We start from the raw sequence: 20,310 nt of genomic DNA, 5'->3' as shown, positions 1-20,310 counted from the left end.
CGAGCCGCTCAGCCGGCGGGTGACATGGCGCGCCCGCGCCGCCAGTAACCGATCGCGTGGTGCTGGCTGCGGCGCAGCCCCCACCGGCCGCGCAGGTCCGCCCGGACGGTCCGCACGGTCGCCGACTCCGCGCCCACCCAGGCGAAGACGTCCTCCCCCTCGGGCCGGGGCAGCGCCGCGACCGCGTCGGCGAGCAGGTCGGTCCCGGCGGCCGCACCGGAGCGGTGCAGCCAGCGCACCTCCACCCCGGGGGGCGCGGGCACCGGCTGCTCCTCCTCGGGGCCGGCCACCTCGAGCAGGGCCACGCCGCGGGTGCCCGGTGCAGCGGAGGCCAGGATGCGGCTGATCGCCGGCAGCGCGGTCTCGTCGCCGGCCACCAGCAGCCACGAGGCCGGGCCCTCACCGAGCGGCGCCGTGCTCGCCACGCCCAGCAGCGCACCCGGCGCAGCGGCGGCCGCCCAGGTCGCGGCCGGTCCGTCACCGTGCAGCACGAAGTCGACGTCCAGCTCGCCCGCGGCGGGGTCCTGCCGGCGGGCGGTGTAGCTGCGCAGGGCCACGCCGTGGCTGCCCTGCGGCCACACGATGCGCCCGTCGCGGGCGACGGTGGGCCAGCGCGGAGCCGGGTCGCCCACCCGCGGGACCAGCAGGGAGAGGGTCGGGCCCGCTGCCGCCACCACCGGGGCCGGCGCGGTCAGGGTCACCCGGCGCACGGCGGGGGTGACGTCCCGGACGGCGGACACGATGAGCACGTCGACCGGGCGGGCAGCGGCTGGGTCGTCCTCGGTCGGCTCCACGAGCACCGAGCCTAACGAGGCCGACCCGGCCGGCCCCGGGGGAATGGGGCCAGCCGGGCCGGCGTCTCGGGACGGTGATCTCACTGTGCGTAACCGGAGCATTGCGCTGGTCAGGTCTCGCGGTCAGGACCTTCCGTCTGATGAACACGCTACGTGACGAGATCCGGCTCGGTACAGCCCGGTCGCAGGACTCGACCCGAACGGGTGATCACAGGGGTGGATGTGTGCGGTCCGGCGACGCCGGGCAGGCACGAGGGACCGACGAGCTACGGAGGACCGGCGATGGCGCAGGACTTCAGCAAGGGCGACCACGTGAGCTGGAAGAGCCACGGTGGCGAGGCCGAGGGCACGGTCCAGAAGAAGATCACGAAGGACACCGAGGCAGCCGGCCGCAAGGTCAAGGCGAGCTCTGACGACCCGCAGTACGAGGTGAAGAGCGAGAAGAGCGGCGGTACCGCCGTGCACAAGCCCAGCGCGCTGTCCAAGGACTGAGCGGCGCGGCGGGACGGGACGAGGAGGAGCACGTGAGCGAGAACGAGGACACCTTCGCGGGCACGTCCGCGAGGAGCACGAAGCACTCGGCCCGGGAGGACGACGCCCTGGCCCACGAGGTCGAGGGGATGATCCGCTCAGGCCGGTCCACCCACGCCGAGGAGTGGAACGACCCCGAACCCACCGCCGAGGGCGACCCGGACGTCGACAGCTCCCCGGCCGACACCCTGACCGGCGGCGTCCCGGTCGGCATGACCCCCGACGCGGTCGTCGCCCGGGCCGAGCTGGCCCGCTGGCTGGACCGGGCCGACTTCCCCAGCACCGGGCCGGACCTGGTGGAGGCCGCGCGCGACCACCGGGCTCCCGACGTGGTCGCCGACGAGCTGTCCCGGCTCCCCGACGGCCAGGTCTTCGAGCGGATCGGTGACGTCGTCCGCGCGCTGGGCTACCCGACCGAGACCTGACCGCCGGGCGTCGACAACTGACCGGCGCCGTCCCCTGCGGGGCGGCGCCGGTCGTCTTCTCAGTGGCCGTCGGAGTTGGCGGCGGCGCCGTCCTCCTCGGCGATCTCCTCTGCACCGCGGCGGCGGAAGAGCTTGGAGCCGGGGAACCCCTTCACCACCTGGCGCATGTCCTGCACGGTGTCCAGCAGCGCGTGCACGTCCGGCGCGACGTCGCCGAGGGTGGCCAGCACCGGCAGCACGTCCTCGTCCAGGTGGACGACCAGCGTCGGCAGCCGGTCGACCAGCGTGATGAGCGCGGCGACCTCGTCGTCGTCGAGGTGGGCCGCGAACCGGTTGAGGACCGGGGCCAGCACGGTCAGGGCCGGGCGGTAGTCGTCCAGCACCGGCTGCACCGACCCGAGCATCGCCTCGGCGCGGCCGAGCGTGCCGTCGGCGGCACCCGCGGTCCCGCCGACGGCGACGAGGAGCTCGTCGGCGGCGTCCGTGCTGCGCCCGATCCGCTGCACCGCGGTGTCGGCGGCGGCCTGGGTCACGCCGATGGCGTCGATCGCCTGGTCGGCGCGTGACTGCGTCACGCCGATCGCGTCGATGGCCTGGTCCGCCCGGCCCTGGGTGGTGCCGATGGCGTCGATGGCCTGGTCGGCGCGGGACTGCGTCACGCCGATCGCGTCGATGGCCTGGTCGGCCCGGCTCTGGGTGACGCCGATCGAGTCGATCGCCTGGTCGGCGCGGGCGCGGGTGGCCTCGACCGCGGTGATCGCGGCGTCGGCGGCGGCCTGGGTGCCCTTGATCCGGGTCATCGCCTCGTCGGCGTGCGCGCGGGTGGCGTCGATGCCGACGACGGCCTGCTCCGCGCGGTCGGCGATCCGCTCGACCCGGTCGAGCAGCACGGTCAGCCGCTCCAGCAGGTGCTCGACCTCGCCCACCGCGCCCACCACCCGCGGCAGCAGCGCGAGGGCCTCGGTGACCCCGTCCCGCAGGCCGCCGGCCGCGTGGAGCACGTCGGAGGGACCGAACAACGGCAGCTTCACGGTCCCGACGCTACGGTCCACGGCCGTCCCGCGCCGGGCGGGTGGCCCTTGCTGCGCTGCTCAGGACACCTCTCCCGCGCGCCCGACCGGGCTGAGGGCCCCGCACCCGTATCGTGGGGAGGCCCGCGGTCGACGGCGTCCGACCGGGGTGCAGGGGTGGCGAGACGACCAGTCCGGCGAGGGTGCAGCCGGACCACGACGACGGGATCCTTGAACGGTGGCGGACGAGCCGACGCGGAGCGGGGCCGACGGTGGTCCTCCCGTGGGTGACCCGGCGACGGGTCGGTCCGGCGCCGACGACGGCGGCCCCGTCGCGCCGCTGACCGTGGCCGAGCTGCTCGCCCGCTCCGGGACCGACGTCCGGCGCCGCCGGGCCGAGCGCCGCGAGTCCGAGGTGACCGGCCGGGAGCCGGGGGTCCCCCGACGCCGGTCCGGACGACCGCCCGCCGCTGCGGGGCGGCGTGCGCCGCGAACCGTTCCCCGCGGCCGGCCCCTCGTCCTCCCCGCTGCTCCCGACCGGCTGGCAGCCGGCGATGCCCGGGCCCGCGACGCCACCCGACCCGACGCCGCCGTCCCTCCCGCCGGCACCGCCGCCGTCCCCGCCCCCGTCGCTGCCGCGGGCCGCTCGGTGGAGCCCGGCACCCGCGGTGGTGCCCCCCGCCTCGGTGTCCCGGAGCTCCTCCCCGGGCACCGTGCCGCCGCGGCCGGTGATGCGCCCCCTGCGCACCGAGGCGGCGCAGCCCGCCGACCCGGTGCCGGCGGCCCCTCCGGCCCCGGTGGCCGCTCCGCTGCCGGCCGGCCCGGTGTTCGGCTCCACCTACAGCCCCGCGCCGCGGGTGGTCCCGCCCGCATCCGTCACCCCGGCGGCCACCCCGCCGGCGCCTTCGTCGTCCCCGGCCGAGCCCGGCCCCCCGGCCGGCCCCCGCGCGGCCGGGCGCCCAGCCGTCCGTGCCGGTGCCCGGGGTGCGGCGCAGCCTGCCGCTGCCGCCGATCCCCGGTCGGGACGTGCCGGCCTCCGACCAGGGGACCATCACCGACCTCACCGTGCCGCGGCGGCCGGCCAGCCCGGCCCGGCGGCGGCTGACCCGGGTCGTGCTCGCGCTGGTCGCGCTGCTCGGGGTCGTGGCCGCCTACTACGTCGGGCTGTACTTCTACGTCGACCGCACGCTCGACCGCGTCGACGCGCTGGTCACCGACGGGCCGGAGGTCCTCGCCCCCCAGCTGCAGGAGTCCGCGCAGACCTACCTGCTGGTCGGGACGAACCTGCCCGGGCGGAGCGGGCTGTCCGCGGTCAGCACCCTCATCGCGCGCGTCTCCGATGACGGGCAGCAGGCTGTGCTGGTCAGCGTGCCGCCCACCGCGCTCAGCGACACCCCGACCTGCCGGGACAGCGACGGGGAGGTGCGGCCGGCGGCCTCCGAGGCGTTCGCCTCGGCACTGCTGGACGGCGGCCCGTCCTGCCTGGTCCGGTCGGTGCAGCAGCTCACCGGACTGCGCGTCGACCACTACCTCGCGCTGGACCTCGAGCGGCTGCCGGGCATGGTCGACGCCCTGGGCGAGGTCTCGGTGTGCATACCCGATGCCGCCACCGGCGCCGGCTCAGCGCTCGACCTGCCGCCCGGGGAGACTCGGCTGACCGGCGAGGACGTCACCGACTTCCTCCGGGCCGGCAGCACCGGTTCCGACCTCACCGGGGCGGCGGCCGCGGAACGGGAGCAGCTGGTGCTCACCGCGACCCTGCGCACCGCGCTGGACACCGGTACCGTCGCCGACCCGCTGACCCTCACCCGGTTGCTGACCCGGACCGGGGACACCTTCACCGTCGACGCCGACACCGCCCTCGACGACGTCCGGGTCCTCGGCTCCACCCTGGGTGACCTGTCCGGCGACGCGCTGCAGCGCGCCGAGGTGCCGGTGGCCCAGGTCGGGTACGTCCCGGCGGGGTCCGACCAGGCCGCCGTGGTCGTCGACGCCGCGGCGACCCGAGAGCTCTTCGACGCGGTCATCGACGGCGGCACGCTGCCGGCCTCGGCGGAGTCCCAGGCCGCGGCCGACGGGGCTGCCCCGGCGGACGCCTCCACCGGCCCCGGGGCGGCCGGCTCCCTCCCCGACCCGACCGAGGCGCTGCCCGCGGGCACGGTCACGACCGTGGCCCCGGCCGGGGTCACCGTCGACGTGCTCGACGCCTCCGGCGTGGGCCGGACGACGGACGTCGCCGAGGCGCTGGCCGCCGGCGGGTTCCGGGTCGGCGCCCGCGGTGAGGAGCCGGCCGCGGTGGACCGCACGGTCGTCCGCTACGGCCCGGCGTCGGTCGAGCCTGCCCGCACTGTGGCCGCCGCCGTCCCCGGGGCGGTGCTGCAGCCCACCGAGGAGGTCGGCGCCGCGGTGCAGCTGGTCATCGGGCCGGACTTCACCGCCGTCAGCCCGGCCCCCGTGGGCACCGCGGTACCGACGACAGCGGCCCCGGTCCCCCTGGACGAGGGGACCGGGGCCGCATCGGCCTGCAGCTGAGAGGCGTCCTTCGTCAGCCGAAGCGGCCGGAGATGTAGTCCTCCGTCGCCTTCTCCTCCGGGTTGCTGAAGATCTTCTCGGTCGGGTTGAACTCGACCAGGTGCCCGGGCTGACCGACGCCGCTGAGGTTGAAGAAGCCGGTGGTCGTGCTCACCCGCGCCGCCTGCTGCATGTTGTGCGTGACGATGACGATGGTGAACCGCTCCTTGAGCTCCGTCATCAGGTCCTCGATGGCGAGCGTGGAGATGGGGTCCAGCGCCGAGCACGGCTCGTCCATCAGCAGCACCTCGGGCTCCACCGCGATGGCGCGGGCGATGCACAGGCGCTGCTGCTGGCCACCGGAGAGGCCCGAGCCGGGCCGGTTGAGCCGGTCCTTGACCTCGGCCCAGAGGTTGGCGCCCTTCAGCGAGCGCTCCACCAGGTCGTCCATGTCGGACTTCTTCATCCGGGTGCTGTTCAGCCGGACGCCGGCGACGACGTTGTCGTAGATCGACATCGTCGGGAACGGGTTGGGTCGCTGGAAGACCATGCCGATCTGACGGCGGACGTCGACCGGGTCGACGTCGGCGCCGTAGAGGTCCTGGCCGTCGATGACGACCTTGCCCTCGACCCGGGCACCCGGGATGACCTCGTGCATGCGGTTCAGCGACCGCAGGAAGGTCGACTTGCCGCAACCCGAGGGCCCGATCAGCGCGGTGATGCTGCGCGGCTCGATGGAGACGTTCACGCCCTGGACGGCGAGGAAGTTGCCGTAGTAGATGTCCAGGTCCGAGACGTCGATGCGCTTGGCCACAGAGGTGTTCCTCCAGTCCTTCCGGTCAGCGACCGGTCTTGGGGGCGAAGAAGCGGCTGATCAGGCGGGCGACGATGTTGAGCGCCATGACCAGGATGATGAGCACGAGCGCAGCCGTCCAGGCCCGCGCGATGGCCGGCTCCGGCGGGAAGCCGGGCTGGGTGAGCTGGTAGAAGGCGTACACCGGCAGGGTGGTCATCCGGCCGTCGAAGGGGTTCATGTTCGTGCTGGTCAGCAGGCCGGTGGTGATCAGCAGCGGCGCGGTCTCGCCGATGACCCGGGCGATGGCCAGCGTGACGCCGGTGCCCAGCCCGGCGATCGAGGTGCGGAGCACCACCTTCACGATGGTCCGCCACTTCGAGACGCCCAGTGCGTAGCTGGCCTCGCGGAGCTCGTTGGGGACGAGCTTGAGCACCTCCTCCGCCGAGCGGACGACGACCGGGATCATCAGCACCGACAGCGCGACGGCACCCATGATGCCCAGCCGGATGCCCGGACCGAAGAAGATCGAGAACAGCGCGAACGCGAAGAGGCCGGCCACGATCGAGGGGATGCCGGTCATCACGTCGACGAGGAAGGTGATCGCCTTCTTCAGCCGGCCGGAGCCGTACTCCACGAGGTAGATCGCGGTCATCAGGCCGATCGGCACGGAGATGACCGTGGTCAGCCCGGTGACGATCAGGGTGCCGAGGATGGCGTGGTACGCGCCACCGCCCTCGCCGACGACGCCGAGCATCGAGGAGGTGAAGAAGGTGCTGTCCAGCCGCTCGAGCCCCTTGCTCAGCACCGTGTAGACGAGCGAGACCAGCGGGACCAGCGCGATGACGAAGGCGGTGGTCACCAGGCAGGTCACCAGCCGGTCGGTGCCCTTGCGCCGGCCCTCGACCGCGCGGGAGGTGAGCCAGACGGCCAGCGTGCCCAGCACCGCCCCGTACACCACGGTCAGCGCGATGTTGAGGCCGCCGGTGGTGAGCGCCGCGAGCAGCGCGCCGACGACGATGCCGGCCACGTACAGGCCGGTGGGCGCGAACCGGGGCAGCCGGCGGTGGACCTCGACCGGCCCCTGCGCGGACTCGACCGGGCGGACGGGGGTCTGGGTGCTCATCAGTTCGCTCCGGAGAAGTCGGCGCGCCGGTTGACGACCCAGCGGGCCAGCATGTTGACCGCCAGGGTGATCACGAACAGCGCCAGGCCGCTGGCGATCAGGACGTTGACGTTGAGGCCGGAGGACTCCGGGAACTGCAGGGCGATGTTCGCCGCGATCGTCGAGGGGTTCGTGCTGCTGATCAGGTTGAAGGTGACCACGCCGGAGGCGGAGAGCACGATCGCGACCGCGAGGGTCTCCCCGAGCGCGCGGCCCAGGCCCAGCATCGCCCCGCCGATGATGCCGGACTTGCCGTAGGGCAGCACCGCCATCTTGATCATCTCCCAGCGGGTGGCGCCGAGGGCCAGGGCCGCCTCGCGGTGCAGGGCCGGGGCCTGGCTGAAGACCTCGCGGGAGATGGCAGAGATGATCGGCAGGATCATCACCGCGAGCACCAGCCCGACGGTGAGCATGGTCCGGCCGGTCACCGAGGCCGGGCCGGCGAACAGCGGGATGAACCCGAGGTTGCGCTCCAGCCAGCCGTAGAAGGGGACCAGCGCGGGGGCCAGGGTGGCGATCCCCCAGAAGCCGTAGACGACGCTGGGGATCGCGGCGAGCAGGTCCATCACGTAGCCCATCAGGGCGGCCAGCCGGCGGGGCGCGTAGTGGGTGATGTAGAGCGCGATGCCCACGCCCAACGGTGTCGCGACCACCAGGGCGATGAGCGCGGCGAGCAGCGTGCCGAAGATCAGCGGCCAGATGTAGGAAGCGAGCCCCTCCTCGTTGGGCAGGTCCGCGGTGTCGGCGGTCAGGGCCGGGAGGGACTTGCTGATCAGGAAGACCGCGACGCCGGCGAGGACCAGCAGGATCAGGATCCCGGAGCCGGTGGACGCGCCGGCGAACAGGCGGTCGCCGAGACGGCCCTTCGCCTTCGGCGTGGAGTCCCGGCGCTGCGGGGGAGAGGAGGGGGGTGCGCTGGTGGTGGTCACCGGTGGCTCCGTCGTCCGTGCGGTGGGTGGACTGGTGGGTGACGCGGGACGACGGCCCGGGGTGTCACGAGGACTCCCCGGGCCGCCGGCCTGCAGCCGAGACTGTCGGTCAGCCCTGGACGGTGATGGCGTCCACGACGGTCTGGGCCGCCGTGCGCGCCTCGTCGGTGATGGGCGAGCTGCCCGCCGCGTCGGCCGCGGCCTGCTGGCCCTCCTCGCTGATCACGTAGGACTCGAACGCCTTGACCGCGTCGGCCTTGGCCTGGTCCTCGTACTGGACGCAACCGATGTGGTAGCTGACCAGCACGATCGGGTACTCGTCGGCCGACGTCGTCGCGCGGTTCACGGCGACGGCGAGGTCGTACTCGCCACGCCCCTCGACCTTCGGGGAGTTGGCGACGACGGCGGCGGCGGCCTCCGCCGAGGGGGCCACGAACTCCGAGCCGATGCCGATGTTGGCGATGCCGAGCTCGCCGGCCTGGCTCTCGTCGGCGTAGCCGATGGTGCCCGCGCCGTTCTTCACCGCGTCGATGACACCGGAGGTGCCGTTGCCGGCCTCCCCGCCCTGGATCGGCCACTCGCCGTCGGGCTCGTCGGTCCACACGTCACCGGCGGCCTTGGAGAGGTAGTCGGTGAAGTTGGTGGTGGTGCCCGAGTCGTCGGCGCGGTGGACCGGCGAGATCGCGGTGCTGGGCAGCGTGGCGTCCGGGTTGTCCGCGGCGATGGCCGGGTCGTTCCAGGTGGTGATGGTCCCCTTGAAGATGCCGGCCAGGGTGGCGGGGGACAGGTTCAGGTCGTCGACGCCCTCGAGGTTGTAGACCACGGCGATGGCGGAGATGTAGTTCGGCAGCTCGAAGACGCCCGCGTCGCCGCAGACCTCACCGGCCGCGGCGAGCTCCTCGTCGTCCAGCGCCGCGTCCGAGCCGGCGAAGTCCACGCCGCCGGAGGTGAACTGGTCGCGGCCCGCGCCGGAGCCGGCCGGGTCGTAGCTGAAGGTGACGCCGGGCTGCTCGGCGTTGAAGCCGGCCTGCCAGGCCGTCATGGCCGCCTGCTGCGCGCTGGAGCCCGCGCCGACCAGGTCGCCGCTGAGCTCGGCGGAGGAGCTGCCGCTGGCACTGCTGTCGGAGCCGCTGCTGCTGGTGTCCTCGTTCGAGGCGCCGCAGGCGGCGGTGGCGAGGACGGCGGCGAGCGATGCGGACACTGCCGCGGCGCGCGTCGTGGTGCTGAGCTTCAACTCAGTGCCTTTCGACTGGTGTGCCCGGACGTCGTAGCCGGGCAGAGGAATGCAACGAGCAGGACGCTAAGCAGCCCAGGTGGACGGATCCGGGTGGCTCGGTGAACGAGCGGTGAACGCCCCTGGAGCTCTGCGTCACATCCGGGCAGACGCTGTCCGTCGAACGGGTGAACTGCCGCGCGCCGCCGTCACGGCCGAGGCCGATCCGGTCGCTCAGCGTGCGGGGGAGCGCCGCCAGGAGACGTCGACGGCGAACCGGGTGAAACCGCTGCGCTCGTACAGCGAGACGGCGGCGGTGTTGTCCTCCTCGACGTAGAGGAGGACGTGCGACAGGCCGCGCGCCCGCAGGTGCGCCAGGCCCAGGTCGGTGAGCGCGCGGCCCAGCCGCATGCCCTGGGCGTCGGGGTCGATGCCGAGCACGTAGACCTCGCCGATCGGCTGGTCACCGGCCTCGCCGGCCGGGTGCACCTTGGTCCAGTGCGAGCCGAGCAGCCGCCCGTCGCGCCAGGCGAGGAAGAAGCCGGCCGGGTCGAACCACGCCTCGGCCTCGCGCAGCTCGAGGTCCGTGCGCGTCCAGCGGCCCTGCTCGGGGTGGGCGGCGAACGCGCGGGCGTTGACCTGCAGCCAGGCGTCCTCGTCGGTGCCCGGCCGGAAGGTGGCCACGGTGACCCCGGCGGGGAGCGCCGGGTGCGGGTCGGGGTCGACGCCGTCCAGCGGCCGGCGCATCTGCAGCAGCACCCGGGCCTGCGTGTAGCCCCGGCCGGTCGCGAGCTCGGTGGACCCGGGCAGCTGGCCGTGCGCCCAGGTGGCCAGCGGGCGGTCGCCGGCGAGCTCCTCGACCCGGGCGAGCAGCGCCGTCCCGACGCCCCGGCGGCGCGCGGCCGGGGCGACGACCAGCTCCGCCTCGGCGTCGGGCGCGCCCGCCGGGAGCTCGAGCCGGGCGTAGCCGAGCAGCGTGCCTGCGGCGTCCCGGGCGGTGACGTCCGAGCCGCTGGGGACGCCGCCGTGCTGCAGCCGCAGCTCGGACTCCTCCGAGACCGGCCGCACGCCGTCGGCGGCCAGGGCCGCCTCGAGCAGGGCCAGGACCTCGGCCACGGCAGCGGGGGGCAGCCGGTCGGTGACCTCGACGGAGACCGGGTCGGCGGGAGTGCTCAGCGGACCGGTCTCAGGAGAGGCTGTCACCGGCGGTGACGCTCGCCGCGGCCGTGGCGTCGGCGACCTGCTGGTCGAGCTTGTAGCCGACGTTGCGGACGGTGCCGATCAGCGCCTCGTGCTCGGTGCCGAGCTTGGCGCGCAGCCGGCGGACGTGGACGTCGACGGTGCGGGTGCCGCCGAAGTAGTCGTAGCCCCAGATCTCCTGCAGCAGCTGGGCGCGGGAGAAGACCCGGCCCGGGTGCTGGGCGAGGTACTTGAGGAGCTCGAACTCCTTGTAGGTCAGGTCCAGCGGCCGGCCGCGCAGCTTCGCGGAGTAGCTGTGCTCGTCGATGACCAGCTCGCCGGCCTTGGTCACGCCGCCGTCGCCGCCGTCGGCGGGGGTGGCCGCGGCCAGCCGCCGGGCGGTGGCCCACTTCAGCCGGGCGTCGACCTCGGCGGGGCCGGCGGTGTCGAGCACGACGTCGTCCACGCCCCAGTCGGCCGACAGCGCGACGAGGCCGCCCTCGGCGAGGACGGCGACCAGCGAGGCGGCGACCCCGGTGGAGGCGAGCAGCGAGCACAGCGTGCGGGCCGACACGAGGTCGTGCCGGGCGTCGACCAGGACGACGTCACCGGCGTCGCCGTCGAGCAGGCTGGAGAGCTCGGGCGCCACGATGCGCACCTGGTGGGCGAGCAGCCCCAGGGCGGGGAGGACCTCGGTGGTCGCCTGCCGCGCCGAGGTCATGAGCACCAGTCGCATGTCGTCTCCTCACTGGGGTGTGATCCCAGGCCGTCGACGACGCTGTCGAGGTGAGAGTGCAGGATAGCGGACGTGTGCCGCCGTTCGACCCCAGAGGTGACGCAGCGCACCTCCGGTGTCACCACCGACACGTCGGCGCCGCCGGCACCGTGCCGCCGGTGACCTCTGGGACGATCGCCGGGTGACCCCCGCGGCGCTGGACCCCGAGGTGTCCCCGCGGACCCACCACCTGCCGCCGGCCGGGCTGGTGGTGTTGGCCGCGGGGGGCGCCGCCGCGCTGTCGGCCGCCCTGGGCGGGCCGGGCCGGCTGGTGGCCGTCGCGCTCCTGCAGCTCGCGCTGGTCGCCGCGTGGGTGGTGGCCGTCGGGATCCGCGGGCTCCTCGGCTCGGTCGGCCTGGGTGTGGCGACCGCCGCCGGTGCCGACGCCGCCCTACTGCTGCCCGACCGGCCGCAGCTGGACGGGCTGCTGGCGGTGCTGGGGCTGGGGTTCCTGGCCGCCGTCGTGCACCAGATGGCCCGGCCGGCCCCCCGGCTGTACCTCGTCGCGTCGCTGGCCGGCGTCGTCCTGCTGCTCAGCTCGGTGTGCGCGCTCGCGGTGCTGCTGGCCCTGGGCCGGCTCGACGGCGGCGAGCAGGCCCTGGTCACCGCGCTGCTCGCGGTCGGTGCGGCGCTCCTGGTGGGGCACCTGGTCGACCTGGTCCTGCCCCGGCCGCGGATCACCCCGGAGGTGCCCCGCGGACTGCTCGGCCTGCTGCTCGCCGTGGTGGCGGCGGTGGCGGTGGCCTGGCTGCGCGGGGACGGCGGCGCGACGGCCGGCGGGGTCCCCGCGGCCGTCTACGGCGCCGCGCTCGGCGGGGTCGCCGCCCTGATGGCGCTGGGCGCCTCCTACGTCGTCGCCGAGCGCGGGCAGGCGGGCTGGGCGCTGCCCGTCGTGCAGGCGGTGCTGCCGCTGGCCGCGGCGGCCCCCGTCGCCTACGCGCTGACCCTCTACGGCACCGGATGAGCCGCCGGATCGGGTGCCTGGCCGCGGTGCTGGTCCTCCTCGGCGTCGTGCTGGGGGTGCTGGTCGTCGTCGACCGGGTCGGGGTGGGCGTCGCCGAGGACCGGGTCGCCGAGCAGCTCGCCGACCGAGGGCAGCTCGCCGGCACCCCCGACGTCGAGATCACCGGCTTCCCGTTCCTGACCCAGGCGGTGTCGGGCCGGTACTCCGACGTCCGGATCCACCTGACCGCCGAGGAGCTCGGGCAGCCGGCGGGCACCCGCGCCGACGTCTCGCTGCAGGGCGTGCGCGTGCCGCTGTCCGACGCGCTGTCCGGCTCGGTGCAGCAGATCCCGGTCGACCGGGTCGACGGGACGGCGACGCTGTCGTACGCGCTGCTGGCCGACCAGCTCGGCGGCGACACGACCCTCACCCAGGACGGGGACGGCATCCGGCTGACCAAGAGCGTGGAGGTGCTCGGCGTCGACTTCGCGGTGACGGCGGCGGGCACGGTCACCCTGGAGGGCCAGGACGTGGTCGTCGACGTGCACGACGCGTCGGCCGGCGCGGTCGACGTCCCGGACTTCGTGCTCGACACCGCCGACGAGCTGCTCGACTTCCGCTACCGGGTGCCCGCGCTGCCCTTCGGTCTGCAGCTGACCAGCGTGCAGCCGGCCGCCGGGGGCGTCGACGTCCGGGTGCAGGCCCGGGACACGGTGCTCTCCGGCTGAGGAATGCCCGCCGTCCGGGCGCCGTTCCAGCACATCGTGGACACGACGGGTGAGGTCGCGGTGCTGCGCGGGCTCGGCGCCCGCCCCGAGGACGCCGACCTCACCGTCGTGCAGTTCTCCACCGCCTTCTGCGGCCCGTGCCGCGCCACCCGCGCCCGCCTGCAGCAGCTGCAGGCCACCCGACCGGGGCTGGCCCACCTGCACGTGGACGCCGAGAGCCACCTCGACGCGGTGCGGGCGCTGGACGTCCGGCTCACCCCGACGCTGTTCTACCTCGACCGCAGCGGCACCCTGCTCGGGCGCAGCAGCGGCGCCCCGCGGGCGGGCGAGCTGGCCGCCCTGGTGGACGCCCGTACGGCGGTGCGGTCGTGATCAGCTACCCTCGCGCCGTGGGCATCCTGCTGACCTCGCGACGCGCAGTGGACCTGTGCCGCGTCGGCAGCTGCCTGTGTCCCGCCTCCTGAGGACGAGCCCCGCTCGTCCAGACGTGCCCTGACCGCCGTCCGGAGGCCCCGCACCCACATGCCCACCGCTCGTCCCGCGGCCGTCGCGCACGGCTCCGCCGGGGCTCCCCGCTGCACCTGATCGTCCGGCGGCGCAGGCCGCCCGCACCACCCGCCCAGGTCGACCGATCCGCAATCCCTGAGGAGAGCCATCCCATGAGCCGCAACGACGTGCTCGTCACCGCCGACTGGGCCCAGGAGCACCTGGGCCAGCCCGGCCTCGTCCTCGTCGAGGTCGACGAGGACACCAGCGCCTACGACAAGGGCCACATCGAGGGCGCGGTCAAGCTGGACTGGAAGACCGACCTGCAGGACCCCGAGGCGCGTGACTTCGTCGACCGCGAGGGCTTCAGCGCCCTGCTGTCGGCCAAGGGCGTCAGCAACGACGACACCGTCGTGCTCTACGGCGGCAACAACAACTGGTTCGCCGCCTACGCCTACTGGTACTTCAAGGTCTACGGCCACCGGGACGTCAAGCTGATCGACGGCGGCCGCAAGAAGTGGGAGCTGGACAGCCGCCCGCTCTCCTCCGACGTGGTCGAGCGCCCGGCGACGCAGTACCAGGCCGCCGAGCCCGACACCTCGATCCGCGCCTTCCGCGACGAGGTCGTCGCCGCGATCGGCACCAAGAACCTGGTCGACGTGCGCAGCCCCGACGAGTTCGCCGGCAAGCTGACCGCCCCGGCGCACCTGCCGCAGGAGGGCGCCCAGCGCGCCGGCCACATCCCCTCGGCGGTCAACGTGCCGTGGAGCAAGGCGGCCAACGAGGACGGCACCTTCAAGAGCGACGAGGAGCTCGCCAAGCTCTACGCCGAGGCCGGGCTGGACGAGGGCAAGGACACCATCGCCTACTGCCGCATCGGGGAGCGCTCGAGCCACACCTGGTTCGTGCTCCGCGAGCTGCTCGGGCACGAGAACGTGAAGAACTACGACGGCTCGTGGACCGAGTACGGCTCCCTGGTCGGCGTCCCGATCGCGAAGGGCGCCTGACGTGTGCGGCGCCCCCGCGCAGGGCAGCACGCTGGCCGGGGTGGACCTCGCCACCCAGACGGTGATCCAGGGCTCGGTCTGGCACGACGGGTCGCCGGTGGCCGGCGCCTACGTGCGGCTGCTGGACGCCACCGACGAGTTCACCGCCGAGGTGGTGACCAGCCCGGAGGGTGAGTTCCGCTTCTTCGCCGCGCCGGGCACCTGGACGCTGCGGTCGCTGGCCCCGATCGGCCGCGCCGAGCGCAGCCTCGCGGCCGACGTCGGCCTCAACGAGACGACGCTCGCGATCGCCTGACACACAGCGCCCGCCCCGGCTCAGCCGGGGCGGGCGCTGTCGCGTGCGCGGGGTGCTCGCTCAGAGGAAGGTGTCCAGCCAGTCCTGGACGACCTCGGTGTCCACCCGTTGCAGTCCGTCGAGGTAGCGGCAGTTGGCGGTGTAGCCGTAGCTCGTCACCGTGACCAGGTAGCCGTCCTTGAACGTCGGGCCGCCGGAGTCGCCGAAGCAGCTCCCACCCCCGCCGCGGTTGTCGTGCTCGTTGCCGTTCACCTGCAGGATCTGCGGGGTGAGCTTCTGACCCACGACGTCGGTGTAGCGGCGGACGATCGGGTAGCTCATCGGGGTCGGCTTCTGCGGCCCGGCCTCGGGCTTGCGCACCTCGGTGCCGTAGCCGACGACGGTGAACGTCGTGCTGTTCAGCGCCGGCTGGGCGAACTGGTCCAGGTACCCCAGGGGGGCGATCTGCGCCGGCGTGATGCCCGTGACCGGCTCGTCGAGCACGACCACGCCGACGTCGTTCCAGTTGTCCATGTCGGTGAAGCCGGAGTACTCGGGGTGGGTGTACGCCGTCCCGCTGTACCAGCCGGGGAACGCGGCGAGGTCTGCGTCCGTGTAGCCCACCGCCGGGTCCGCCGCTGTCGGGATGGCGGTCGCCGCCTCGGCGGCGGTCCGCGCGACGTCGGGGTCGAAGGTGACGACCGTGTCCCCGAGCGTGCCCTCGGTGCAGTGCGCCGCGGTGAGCAGGACGGTGGGCGAGACGAGCGTGGCCGAGCAGCGGAAGCGGCCGGTCGCGTCGTAGAACAGGATCAGGCCGACGTTCGAGTACCGGTTGGCGGTGTCCTCCGTCCCGCCGGTCACGGCGCCGGCCGTGCTGGGCGCCACCACCCCGACCGTGAGCAGGGACAGGACACCGGCGAGGACCGCGGACAACCTGCGCATGTGCATCTCCTGATCGAGCGTGAGCGACGGATTGCAGACGGTAATGGCTGTGCCGTGACTGTGCACCTCGGCCGGGACAGCCGTCCGGTGCCGTCCGGGAGGCGCTCACCCGCACCGGCCGGGCCGGCGGGCTACAGGCCGACGAGGCCCGCCAGGTCGCGCATCGCGTCGTCGAAGAACGCGTCGGCGTCAGCGACCGCGCCGGTGAAGTGGCCGAACAGCTCGAAGCTGACCGTGCCGAACAGCCCGCTCCAGGCCAGCAGGGCCCGGGCCCGCACCCGGTCGTCGAGGGCGGGGTCCTCCCCGCCCAGCACCGGCGCCACCTCCGGCGTGACCGTCCCCGTCGGGGTGCCGGCGGCGGGCGGCAGGTCGCCGGCGCGGGCGGCGTCGCCGAGCACCCGGCCCAGTGCCATGCCGACGCGGAGCGCGGCGGGCACCGTGTCGCGGGGCGCGGAGTAGCCGGGCACCGGCGAGCCGTAGAGCAGCGCGTACTCGTGCGGGTGCGCCCTGGCCCAGCTGCGCACCGCGCGGCAGATGGCCGACCAGCGCTCCCGCGGGGTGGCCGTGGGGTCGTCGGCCGCCTCCGCCGCGACCCCGAGCGCGTCGTAGCCGTCGATGATCAGCCGGGTCAGCAGCTCGTCGCGGCTGGGGAAGTAGCGGTACACCGCCGACGAGGCCATGCCCAGCTCGCGGGCGACGGCGCGCAGCGACAGCCCCGCGGCCCCGACGGTGGCCAGCTGCGCGCGGGCCCGGTCGGTGATCTCGGACGTGAGCTCGGCGCGGGCCCGCTCCCGGGCGGTGGTCGGCGGCACGGCTCAGGATCCCACGACGAGAGCACCGCGCGCAATCGAGAGCGGCGCTCTTGACAGTGGGTCGAAGCAGGGGCACGGTGGGCGACATCCGAGAGCACTGCTCTCACTTCCAGGGGAGGCCGGGATGGCGCGACACGTGATCATGGGCAAGGGGCCGGTGGGGTCGGCGACGGCGCAGCTGCTGGCCGAGCAGGGCCACCAGGTGGTCGTGCTCTCCCGCAGCGGCGGCACGAGCACCGGCACGATCGAGCACCGCGCCGTCGACGCGTCGGACGCCGAGGCGCTCACCGCCGCCGTCGGTGCGGCCGAGGTGCTCTACAACGCCGTCAACCCGCCGGCCTACGACCGGTGGACGCAGGACTGGCCGCCGATCGCGGCGGCGGTGCTGCGCGCGGCCGAGCGCAGCCAGGCCCTGCTGGTGGTCATGGGCAGCCTCTACGGCTACGGCCGCCCCCGCGGGCCGATCACCGCCAGCAGCCCGCTGGCCGCGACCGACGTCAAGGGCCGCCTGAAGGCCGGCCTGTGGGCCGACGCGCTGGCCGCCCGCGAGGCGGGCCGGATCCGGGTCACCGAGGCGCGCGCCTCGGACTTCGTCGGCCCGACGGTGCCGGCGCCGCAGTCGCACCTGATGCGCCAGCTGGAGACGCTGCGCCGCGGCCGGCGCGCCTGGGTCATCGGGGACCCGGACGCCGCGCACAGCTGGTCCTACCTGCCCGACGTCGCCGCGACGCTGGTCCGGCTGGGCGCCGACCCGCGCGCCGAGGGCCGCGCCTGGCTGGTGCCCACGGCCCCGCCCCGCTCGCAGCGGCAGGCGCTCGCCGACGTGGCGCGGGAGATGGGCGCCCCGCCGGCGAGGGTCAGCGGCATCCCGTGGCCGGTGCTCCGGGCGATCGGTGCGGTGCAGCCGCAGATGCGGGAGCTCGTCGCCATCCGGCACCAGTGGGACCAGCCGTTCGTCATGGACTCGGCCGAGACCACCGACGTCCTCGGCCTGCAGCCGACGCCCTGGGACGAGGTCGCGCGGGCCACCGCCGCCCCGGCGGGTCAGACCCCGACGACGCCGCCGGGCACCGGGACGGCGTCGGCCGGCACCGGACGGCTGAAGAAGTAGCCCTGCGCCTGGTCGCAGCCCAGGGCGAGGAGGGCGTCCCGCTCGCCGGGGGACTCCACGCCCTCCGCGACGGCGACCAGGCCCATGGCGTGCGCCAGGTGCACGCAGCTGGCCACGATCGCGCGGTCGCCGGCGTCGGTGGTCATGCCGGTGACGAAGGAGCGGTCGATCTTCAGCTCGTCGACGGGGAACTGCTTGAGGTAGGTGAAGCTGGAGTAACCGGTGCCGAAGTCGTCGACGGCCAGCAGCACGCCGAGCGCCCGGAGCTGCTGCAGGGTGGTCAGCGCCCCGTCGGGGTCGCTCATCAGCGCCGTCTCGGTGATCTCCAGGACCAGCCGGGAGGACGGCAGCCCGGCGCGGGCCAGCACGCCGGCGACGCGGGTGACGAGGTCGGGGTCGGCGAGCTGCCGGGCGGACAGGTTGACGGCCACCTGCAGGCCGGAGGGGCCGCTCCGGGCGTCCCAGCGGACGGCCTGCTCGACCGCCTCGGTGAGCACCCAGGCTCCGAGGTCGCGGATGACCCCGGACTCCTCGGCCGCGTCGATGAACTCCGCCGGCTGCAGCAGCCCGCGGGTGGGGTGCTGCCAGCGGACCAGGGCCTCGACGCCGCTGATCGTGCCGCTGGCCAGGTGCATCCGGGGTTGGTAGTGCACCCGCAGCTCGCCGTCCCGGAGGCCGGCGCGCAGCTGCTCGAGCAGCACCAGCCGCGCGCTGCCGGGGTCGGTGCTGCCCGGGCGGTGCGCCTCCCAGCGGCCGCTGCCCTGCGCCTTGGCGCGGTACATCGCGGTGTCGGCCCGGCGCAGCACCAGGTCGGCGACCTGCGGTGCCTCGTCGGCGGGCACCGGGACCTCGGCGGAGCAGACCCCGATGCTGGCGGCGACGACGACCTCGACGCCCTGCAGCACGACCGGCTCGGCGAGCACCTGGAGCAGCCGGTCGGCCACGCTGCCGGCGGTGGAGGGCGTCACGTCGTCCAGGACGACGAACTCGTCACCGGCGAGCCGGGCGACGTCGGCGCTGGCCCGCGAGGCGCAGCGGACCCGGCGGGCGACGACCTGCAGCAGCTCGTCGCCGCTGGCGTGCCCGAGGTCGTCGTTGACGGTCTTGAAGCCGTCGAGGTCGAGGAAGAAGACGGTGGGCACCGCGCCGTCGGCGCGGTCGGTGTGCGCCTCGCCGAGGCGGCCGTGCAGGGCGTGCAGCAGGCCCGGCCGGTTGAGCAGGCCGGTGAGCGAGTCGTGGTGGACCAACGCGGTGAGCTCCGCCTCGGCCTCGGCGATCCGGGCCCGCGACTCCTCGGCGCGCCGCCGGGCGGCCAGCAGCTCCTCCTCGTAGCGGCGCCGCTGCTGGGCGTCCACGAGCACCACCCGGGTCTCGGCCCCGTGCGGGCCGGCCGGTACGCGGGTGGCGCTCAGCAGCGCCGGGTGGCGCCGGCCGTCGGCCCCGTTGACCTGCACGGACGCCTCGGCGATCCGGCCGGTGACCACCAGCTGGGGCAGCGAGTGCGTCGTGTAGAGGACGCGGTCGCCGATCGGCAGCAGCTGCGGGAAGGGCGTGCCGAGCAGTGCGTCGGCGGTGTGCCCGGTCCAGCTGGTGAAGGTGGTGTTGACCGCGGTGACCAGCCCGTCGTCGTCCAGCAGGAGCTGGCCGCTCGGCGCGTTCTCCCACAGCTCGGCGTAGTCCCTCACCGCAGCGTCAGCAGGTGCTCGCGGATGGCCGCGGCCGTCTCCTCCGGGGCGCTGATGTGCGGGCAGTGCCCGATGGCCTGCAGCTGGACCACCGTCGCGTCCGGCATGGCGCCGCGGAGGTGGTCGCCCACCGACGGCGGGACCATGGCGTCGGCGCGGCACTGCAGCACCAGGGTGGGCGTGGCCACCTGCGGCAGCAGCGGCCGGTAGTCGGTGGTGAACATGATCCGCAGCAGCTGGCGGGCGATGTCGGGGTCGACGCGGCAGAAGCTCGCGGTGAGCTCCTCGCCGAGCTCCGGTGCGTCCGGCACGCCCATGATCACCGGCGCGAAGGCCTCGGCCCAGGTGAAGTAGTTGCTGTCCAGGGCGGCGGCGACCTCGGCCAGGTCGTCGGCGGAGAAGCCGCCGGCGTAGCCCGTGGCCGGGTCGTCGAGGAAGTAGGGGTTCGGGGCGACCAGCACCAGCTGCCGGAAGCGGTCGGGCTCGGCGATCGCGGCGAGGACGGCCATCATCGTGCTGACGCTGTGCGCCACCAGGGTGACGTCGCGCAGGTCGAGCTCGGCGCAGATGTCCAGGATGTCCGCGGCGTGCCCGTCGAGGGTGGCGTACCGCTCCGGGTCGTAGGCCGAGGTGTCGGACCGGCCGGCACCCATCAGGTCGTACCGGACGACCCGGTGGTCGCCGGTGACGTGCGGCAGCACACCCCGCCACATGCCCTGGTCGCAGCCGAAGCCGTGGGCGAAGAGCAGCACCGGGCCGTCGGGCCGGCCCGTGCTGGTCACGTGGAACCGCTCCGCCACGGTCCCGGCCGTCTGCTGGGTCGGCCGTGCGGCCGCGTCGATCGACACCTGGTCACCTCGGGTGCTGGGGGATCCGCGGGGTTCGGGATCCGTCGTGCACCATCTGCTTCGGCCGACCGCGGCCGGTCCTTGAGCCGGACGTCCCGGGCCCGCCCCTCCGGGTGAGGAGGCCCGCGGCCGGTGGGCTCCGGCGCGCC

Annotated in this window: 22 protein-coding genes; 10 read left to right on the top strand and 12 right to left on the bottom strand. The window is 74.6% G+C overall.

What is annotated here, in order from left to right; genetic code table 11:
- Positions 1-8: 8 nt before the first annotated feature.
- Positions 9-794: a siderophore-interacting protein gene (locus MODMU_RS23995; RefSeq protein WP_041797578.1), complete on the bottom strand. Its 786-nt coding sequence runs from the start codon at positions 792-794 to the stop codon at positions 9-11.
- Positions 795-1,076: 282 nt separating this feature from the next.
- Between MODMU_RS23995 and MODMU_RS23990 the strand changes: the two genes are divergently transcribed.
- Both MODMU_RS23990 and MODMU_RS23985 read left to right on the top strand, forming a co-directional pair.
- Positions 1,077-1,286, top strand: a complete 210-nt coding sequence (locus MODMU_RS23990; RefSeq protein ID WP_014742995.1) for a hypervirulence associated TUDOR domain-containing protein — start codon at positions 1,077-1,079, stop codon at positions 1,284-1,286.
- Positions 1,287-1,318: 32 nt separating this feature from the next.
- On the top strand, positions 1,319-1,750 hold the full coding sequence (locus tag MODMU_RS23985; protein WP_014742994.1) for a DUF2795 domain-containing protein: 432 nt from the start codon (positions 1,319-1,321) through the stop codon (positions 1,748-1,750).
- A 59-nt stretch (positions 1,751-1,809) separates the two neighbouring features.
- On the opposite strand, the gene MODMU_RS23980 is transcribed toward MODMU_RS23985, so the two are convergent.
- Positions 1,810-2,781: a hypothetical protein gene (locus MODMU_RS23980; RefSeq protein WP_014742993.1), complete on the bottom strand. Its 972-nt coding sequence runs from the start codon at positions 2,779-2,781 to the stop codon at positions 1,810-1,812.
- A gap of 963 nt (positions 2,782-3,744) precedes the next feature.
- Here MODMU_RS23980 and MODMU_RS23975 point away from each other — a divergent pair.
- The gene (locus MODMU_RS23975) at positions 3,745-5,292 is read left to right on the top strand and encodes an LCP family protein (protein ID WP_166503595.1); all 1,548 of its coding nucleotides are present in this window, start codon (positions 3,745-3,747) and stop codon (positions 5,290-5,292) included.
- Between the two features lie 13 nt (positions 5,293-5,305).
- On the opposite strand, the gene pstB is transcribed toward MODMU_RS23975, so the two are convergent.
- The 6 genes from pstB to MODMU_RS23945 all read right to left on the bottom strand — a co-directional run bounded on the left by pstB (position 5,306) and on the right by MODMU_RS23945 (position 11,286).
- On the bottom strand, positions 5,306-6,085 hold the full coding sequence (pstB, locus tag MODMU_RS23970) for a phosphate ABC transporter ATP-binding protein PstB (protein WP_014742990.1): 780 nt from the start codon (positions 6,083-6,085) through the stop codon (positions 5,306-5,308).
- 25 nt (positions 6,086-6,110) lie between these two features.
- Positions 6,111-7,190, bottom strand: a complete 1,080-nt coding sequence (gene pstA / locus MODMU_RS23965) for a phosphate ABC transporter permease PstA (RefSeq protein ID WP_014742989.1) — start codon at positions 7,188-7,190, stop codon at positions 6,111-6,113.
- Positions 7,190-8,158, bottom strand: a complete 969-nt coding sequence (gene pstC, locus MODMU_RS23960) for a phosphate ABC transporter permease subunit PstC (protein WP_014742988.1) — start codon at positions 8,156-8,158, stop codon at positions 7,190-7,192. Before pstC ends, pstA begins: the two co-directional genes overlap by 1 nt.
- A 109-nt stretch (positions 8,159-8,267) precedes the next feature.
- On the bottom strand, positions 8,268-9,359 hold the full coding sequence (gene pstS, locus MODMU_RS23955; RefSeq protein WP_231851715.1) for a phosphate ABC transporter substrate-binding protein PstS: 1,092 nt from the start codon (positions 9,357-9,359) through the stop codon (positions 8,268-8,270).
- Between the two features lie 246 nt (positions 9,360-9,605).
- Positions 9,606-10,574 carry a mycothiol synthase gene (mshD, locus tag MODMU_RS23950; protein ID WP_014742985.1) on the bottom strand — a complete coding sequence of 323 codons (969 nt, stop codon included), beginning with the start codon at positions 10,572-10,574 and terminating at the stop codon, positions 9,606-9,608.
- Positions 10,558-11,286, bottom strand: coding sequence for a winged helix-turn-helix transcriptional regulator (locus tag MODMU_RS23945; RefSeq protein WP_014742984.1), 729 nt, complete (start codon positions 11,284-11,286; stop codon positions 10,558-10,560). The genes mshD and MODMU_RS23945 overlap by 17 nt, the downstream gene beginning before the upstream one ends.
- A 181-nt stretch (positions 11,287-11,467) precedes the next feature.
- On the opposite strand from MODMU_RS23945, the gene MODMU_RS23940 reads away from it, so the two are divergent.
- The 6 genes from MODMU_RS23940 (at position 11,468) to MODMU_RS23920 (ending at position 14,784) form a co-directional block, all read left to right on the top strand.
- The gene (locus MODMU_RS23940; RefSeq protein ID WP_014742983.1) at positions 11,468-12,289 is read left to right on the top strand and encodes a hypothetical protein; all 822 of its coding nucleotides are present in this window, start codon (positions 11,468-11,470) and stop codon (positions 12,287-12,289) included.
- Positions 12,286-12,996 (top strand): LmeA family phospholipid-binding protein, encoded by a 711-nt coding sequence (locus tag MODMU_RS23935; protein ID WP_014742982.1) that lies wholly within the window; start codon positions 12,286-12,288, stop codon positions 12,994-12,996. The genes MODMU_RS23940 and MODMU_RS23935 overlap by 4 nt, the downstream gene beginning before the upstream one ends.
- A 3-nt stretch (positions 12,997-12,999) precedes the next feature.
- The gene (locus MODMU_RS23930; RefSeq protein ID WP_014742981.1) at positions 13,000-13,368 is read left to right on the top strand and encodes a thioredoxin family protein; all 369 of its coding nucleotides are present in this window, start codon (positions 13,000-13,002) and stop codon (positions 13,366-13,368) included.
- Positions 13,365-13,460, top strand: coding sequence for a putative leader peptide (locus tag MODMU_RS30405; protein ID WP_430699183.1), 96 nt, complete (start codon positions 13,365-13,367; stop codon positions 13,458-13,460). The genes MODMU_RS23930 and MODMU_RS30405 overlap by 4 nt, the downstream gene beginning before the upstream one ends.
- A 195-nt stretch (positions 13,461-13,655) precedes the next feature.
- Positions 13,656-14,489 carry a sulfurtransferase gene (locus MODMU_RS23925; RefSeq protein ID WP_014742980.1) on the top strand — a complete coding sequence of 278 codons (834 nt, stop codon included), beginning with the start codon at positions 13,656-13,658 and terminating at the stop codon, positions 14,487-14,489.
- A gap of 1 nt (position 14,490) precedes the next feature.
- Positions 14,491-14,784, top strand: coding sequence for a DUF1416 domain-containing protein (locus MODMU_RS23920; RefSeq protein ID WP_014742979.1), 294 nt, complete (start codon positions 14,491-14,493; stop codon positions 14,782-14,784).
- A 60-nt stretch (positions 14,785-14,844) separates the two neighbouring features.
- Here MODMU_RS23920 and MODMU_RS23915 read toward each other — a convergent pair whose 3' ends face one another.
- Positions 14,845-15,705 carry a S1 family peptidase gene (locus MODMU_RS23915; RefSeq protein ID WP_014742978.1) on the bottom strand — a complete coding sequence of 287 codons (861 nt, stop codon included), beginning with the start codon at positions 15,703-15,705 and terminating at the stop codon, positions 14,845-14,847.
- A gap of 131 nt (positions 15,706-15,836) precedes the next feature.
- Entirely contained in the window at positions 15,837-16,517 is a 681-nt protein-coding gene (locus tag MODMU_RS23910; protein WP_014742977.1) for a TetR/AcrR family transcriptional regulator, read from the bottom strand.
- A 124-nt stretch (positions 16,518-16,641) separates the two neighbouring features.
- Between MODMU_RS23910 and MODMU_RS23905 the strand changes: the two genes are divergently transcribed.
- The gene (locus tag MODMU_RS23905) at positions 16,642-17,628 is read left to right on the top strand and encodes an NAD-dependent epimerase/dehydratase family protein (RefSeq protein ID WP_041795586.1); all 987 of its coding nucleotides are present in this window, start codon (positions 16,642-16,644) and stop codon (positions 17,626-17,628) included.
- Here MODMU_RS23905 and MODMU_RS23900 read toward each other — a convergent pair.
- Positions 17,562-19,313, bottom strand: coding sequence for a putative bifunctional diguanylate cyclase/phosphodiesterase (locus tag MODMU_RS23900; RefSeq protein WP_014742975.1), 1,752 nt, complete (start codon positions 19,311-19,313; stop codon positions 17,562-17,564). The genes MODMU_RS23905 and MODMU_RS23900 overlap by 67 nt on opposite strands.
- Positions 19,310-20,161: an alpha/beta fold hydrolase gene (locus MODMU_RS23895; protein WP_014742974.1), complete on the bottom strand. Its 852-nt coding sequence runs from the start codon at positions 20,159-20,161 to the stop codon at positions 19,310-19,312. The genes MODMU_RS23900 and MODMU_RS23895 overlap by 4 nt, the downstream gene beginning before the upstream one ends.
- Positions 20,162-20,310 lie beyond the last annotated feature (149 nt).

The sequence above is a fragment of the Modestobacter italicus genome, from assembly GCF_000306785.1.
Classification (GTDB): domain Bacteria; phylum Actinomycetota; class Actinomycetes; order Mycobacteriales; family Geodermatophilaceae; genus Modestobacter; species Modestobacter italicus.
Note: the sequence above shows the minus strand (reverse complement) of the source record. Positions and strands in the feature narration are given on the sequence as shown.

Bases quoted from the DNA above. Each gene is read 5' to 3' on its own strand.
- MODMU_RS23945 (WP_014742984.1), bottom strand. From the start codon at position 11,286: ATGCGACTGGTGCTCATGACCTCGGCGCGGCAGGCGACCACCGAGGTC.
- MODMU_RS23990 (WP_014742995.1), top strand. From the start codon at position 1,077: ATGGCGCAGGACTTCAGCAAGGGCGACCACGTGAGCTGGAAGAGCCAC.
- MODMU_RS23925 (WP_014742980.1), top strand. From the start codon at position 13,656: ATGAGCCGCAACGACGTGCTCGTCACCGCCGACTGGGCCCAGGAGCAC.
- MODMU_RS23935 (WP_014742982.1), top strand. From the start codon at position 12,286: ATGAGCCGCCGGATCGGGTGCCTGGCCGCGGTGCTGGTCCTCCTCGGC.
- MODMU_RS23905 (WP_041795586.1), top strand. From the start codon at position 16,642: ATGGCGCGACACGTGATCATGGGCAAGGGGCCGGTGGGGTCGGCGACG.
- pstA (WP_014742989.1), bottom strand. From the start codon at position 7,190: ATGAGCACCCAGACCCCCGTCCGCCCGGTCGAGTCCGCGCAGGGGCCG.
- MODMU_RS23930 (WP_014742981.1), top strand. From the start codon at position 13,000: ATGCCCGCCGTCCGGGCGCCGTTCCAGCACATCGTGGACACGACGGGT.
- MODMU_RS23915 (WP_014742978.1), bottom strand. From the start codon at position 15,705: ATGCGCAGGTTGTCCGCGGTCCTCGCCGGTGTCCTGTCCCTGCTCACG.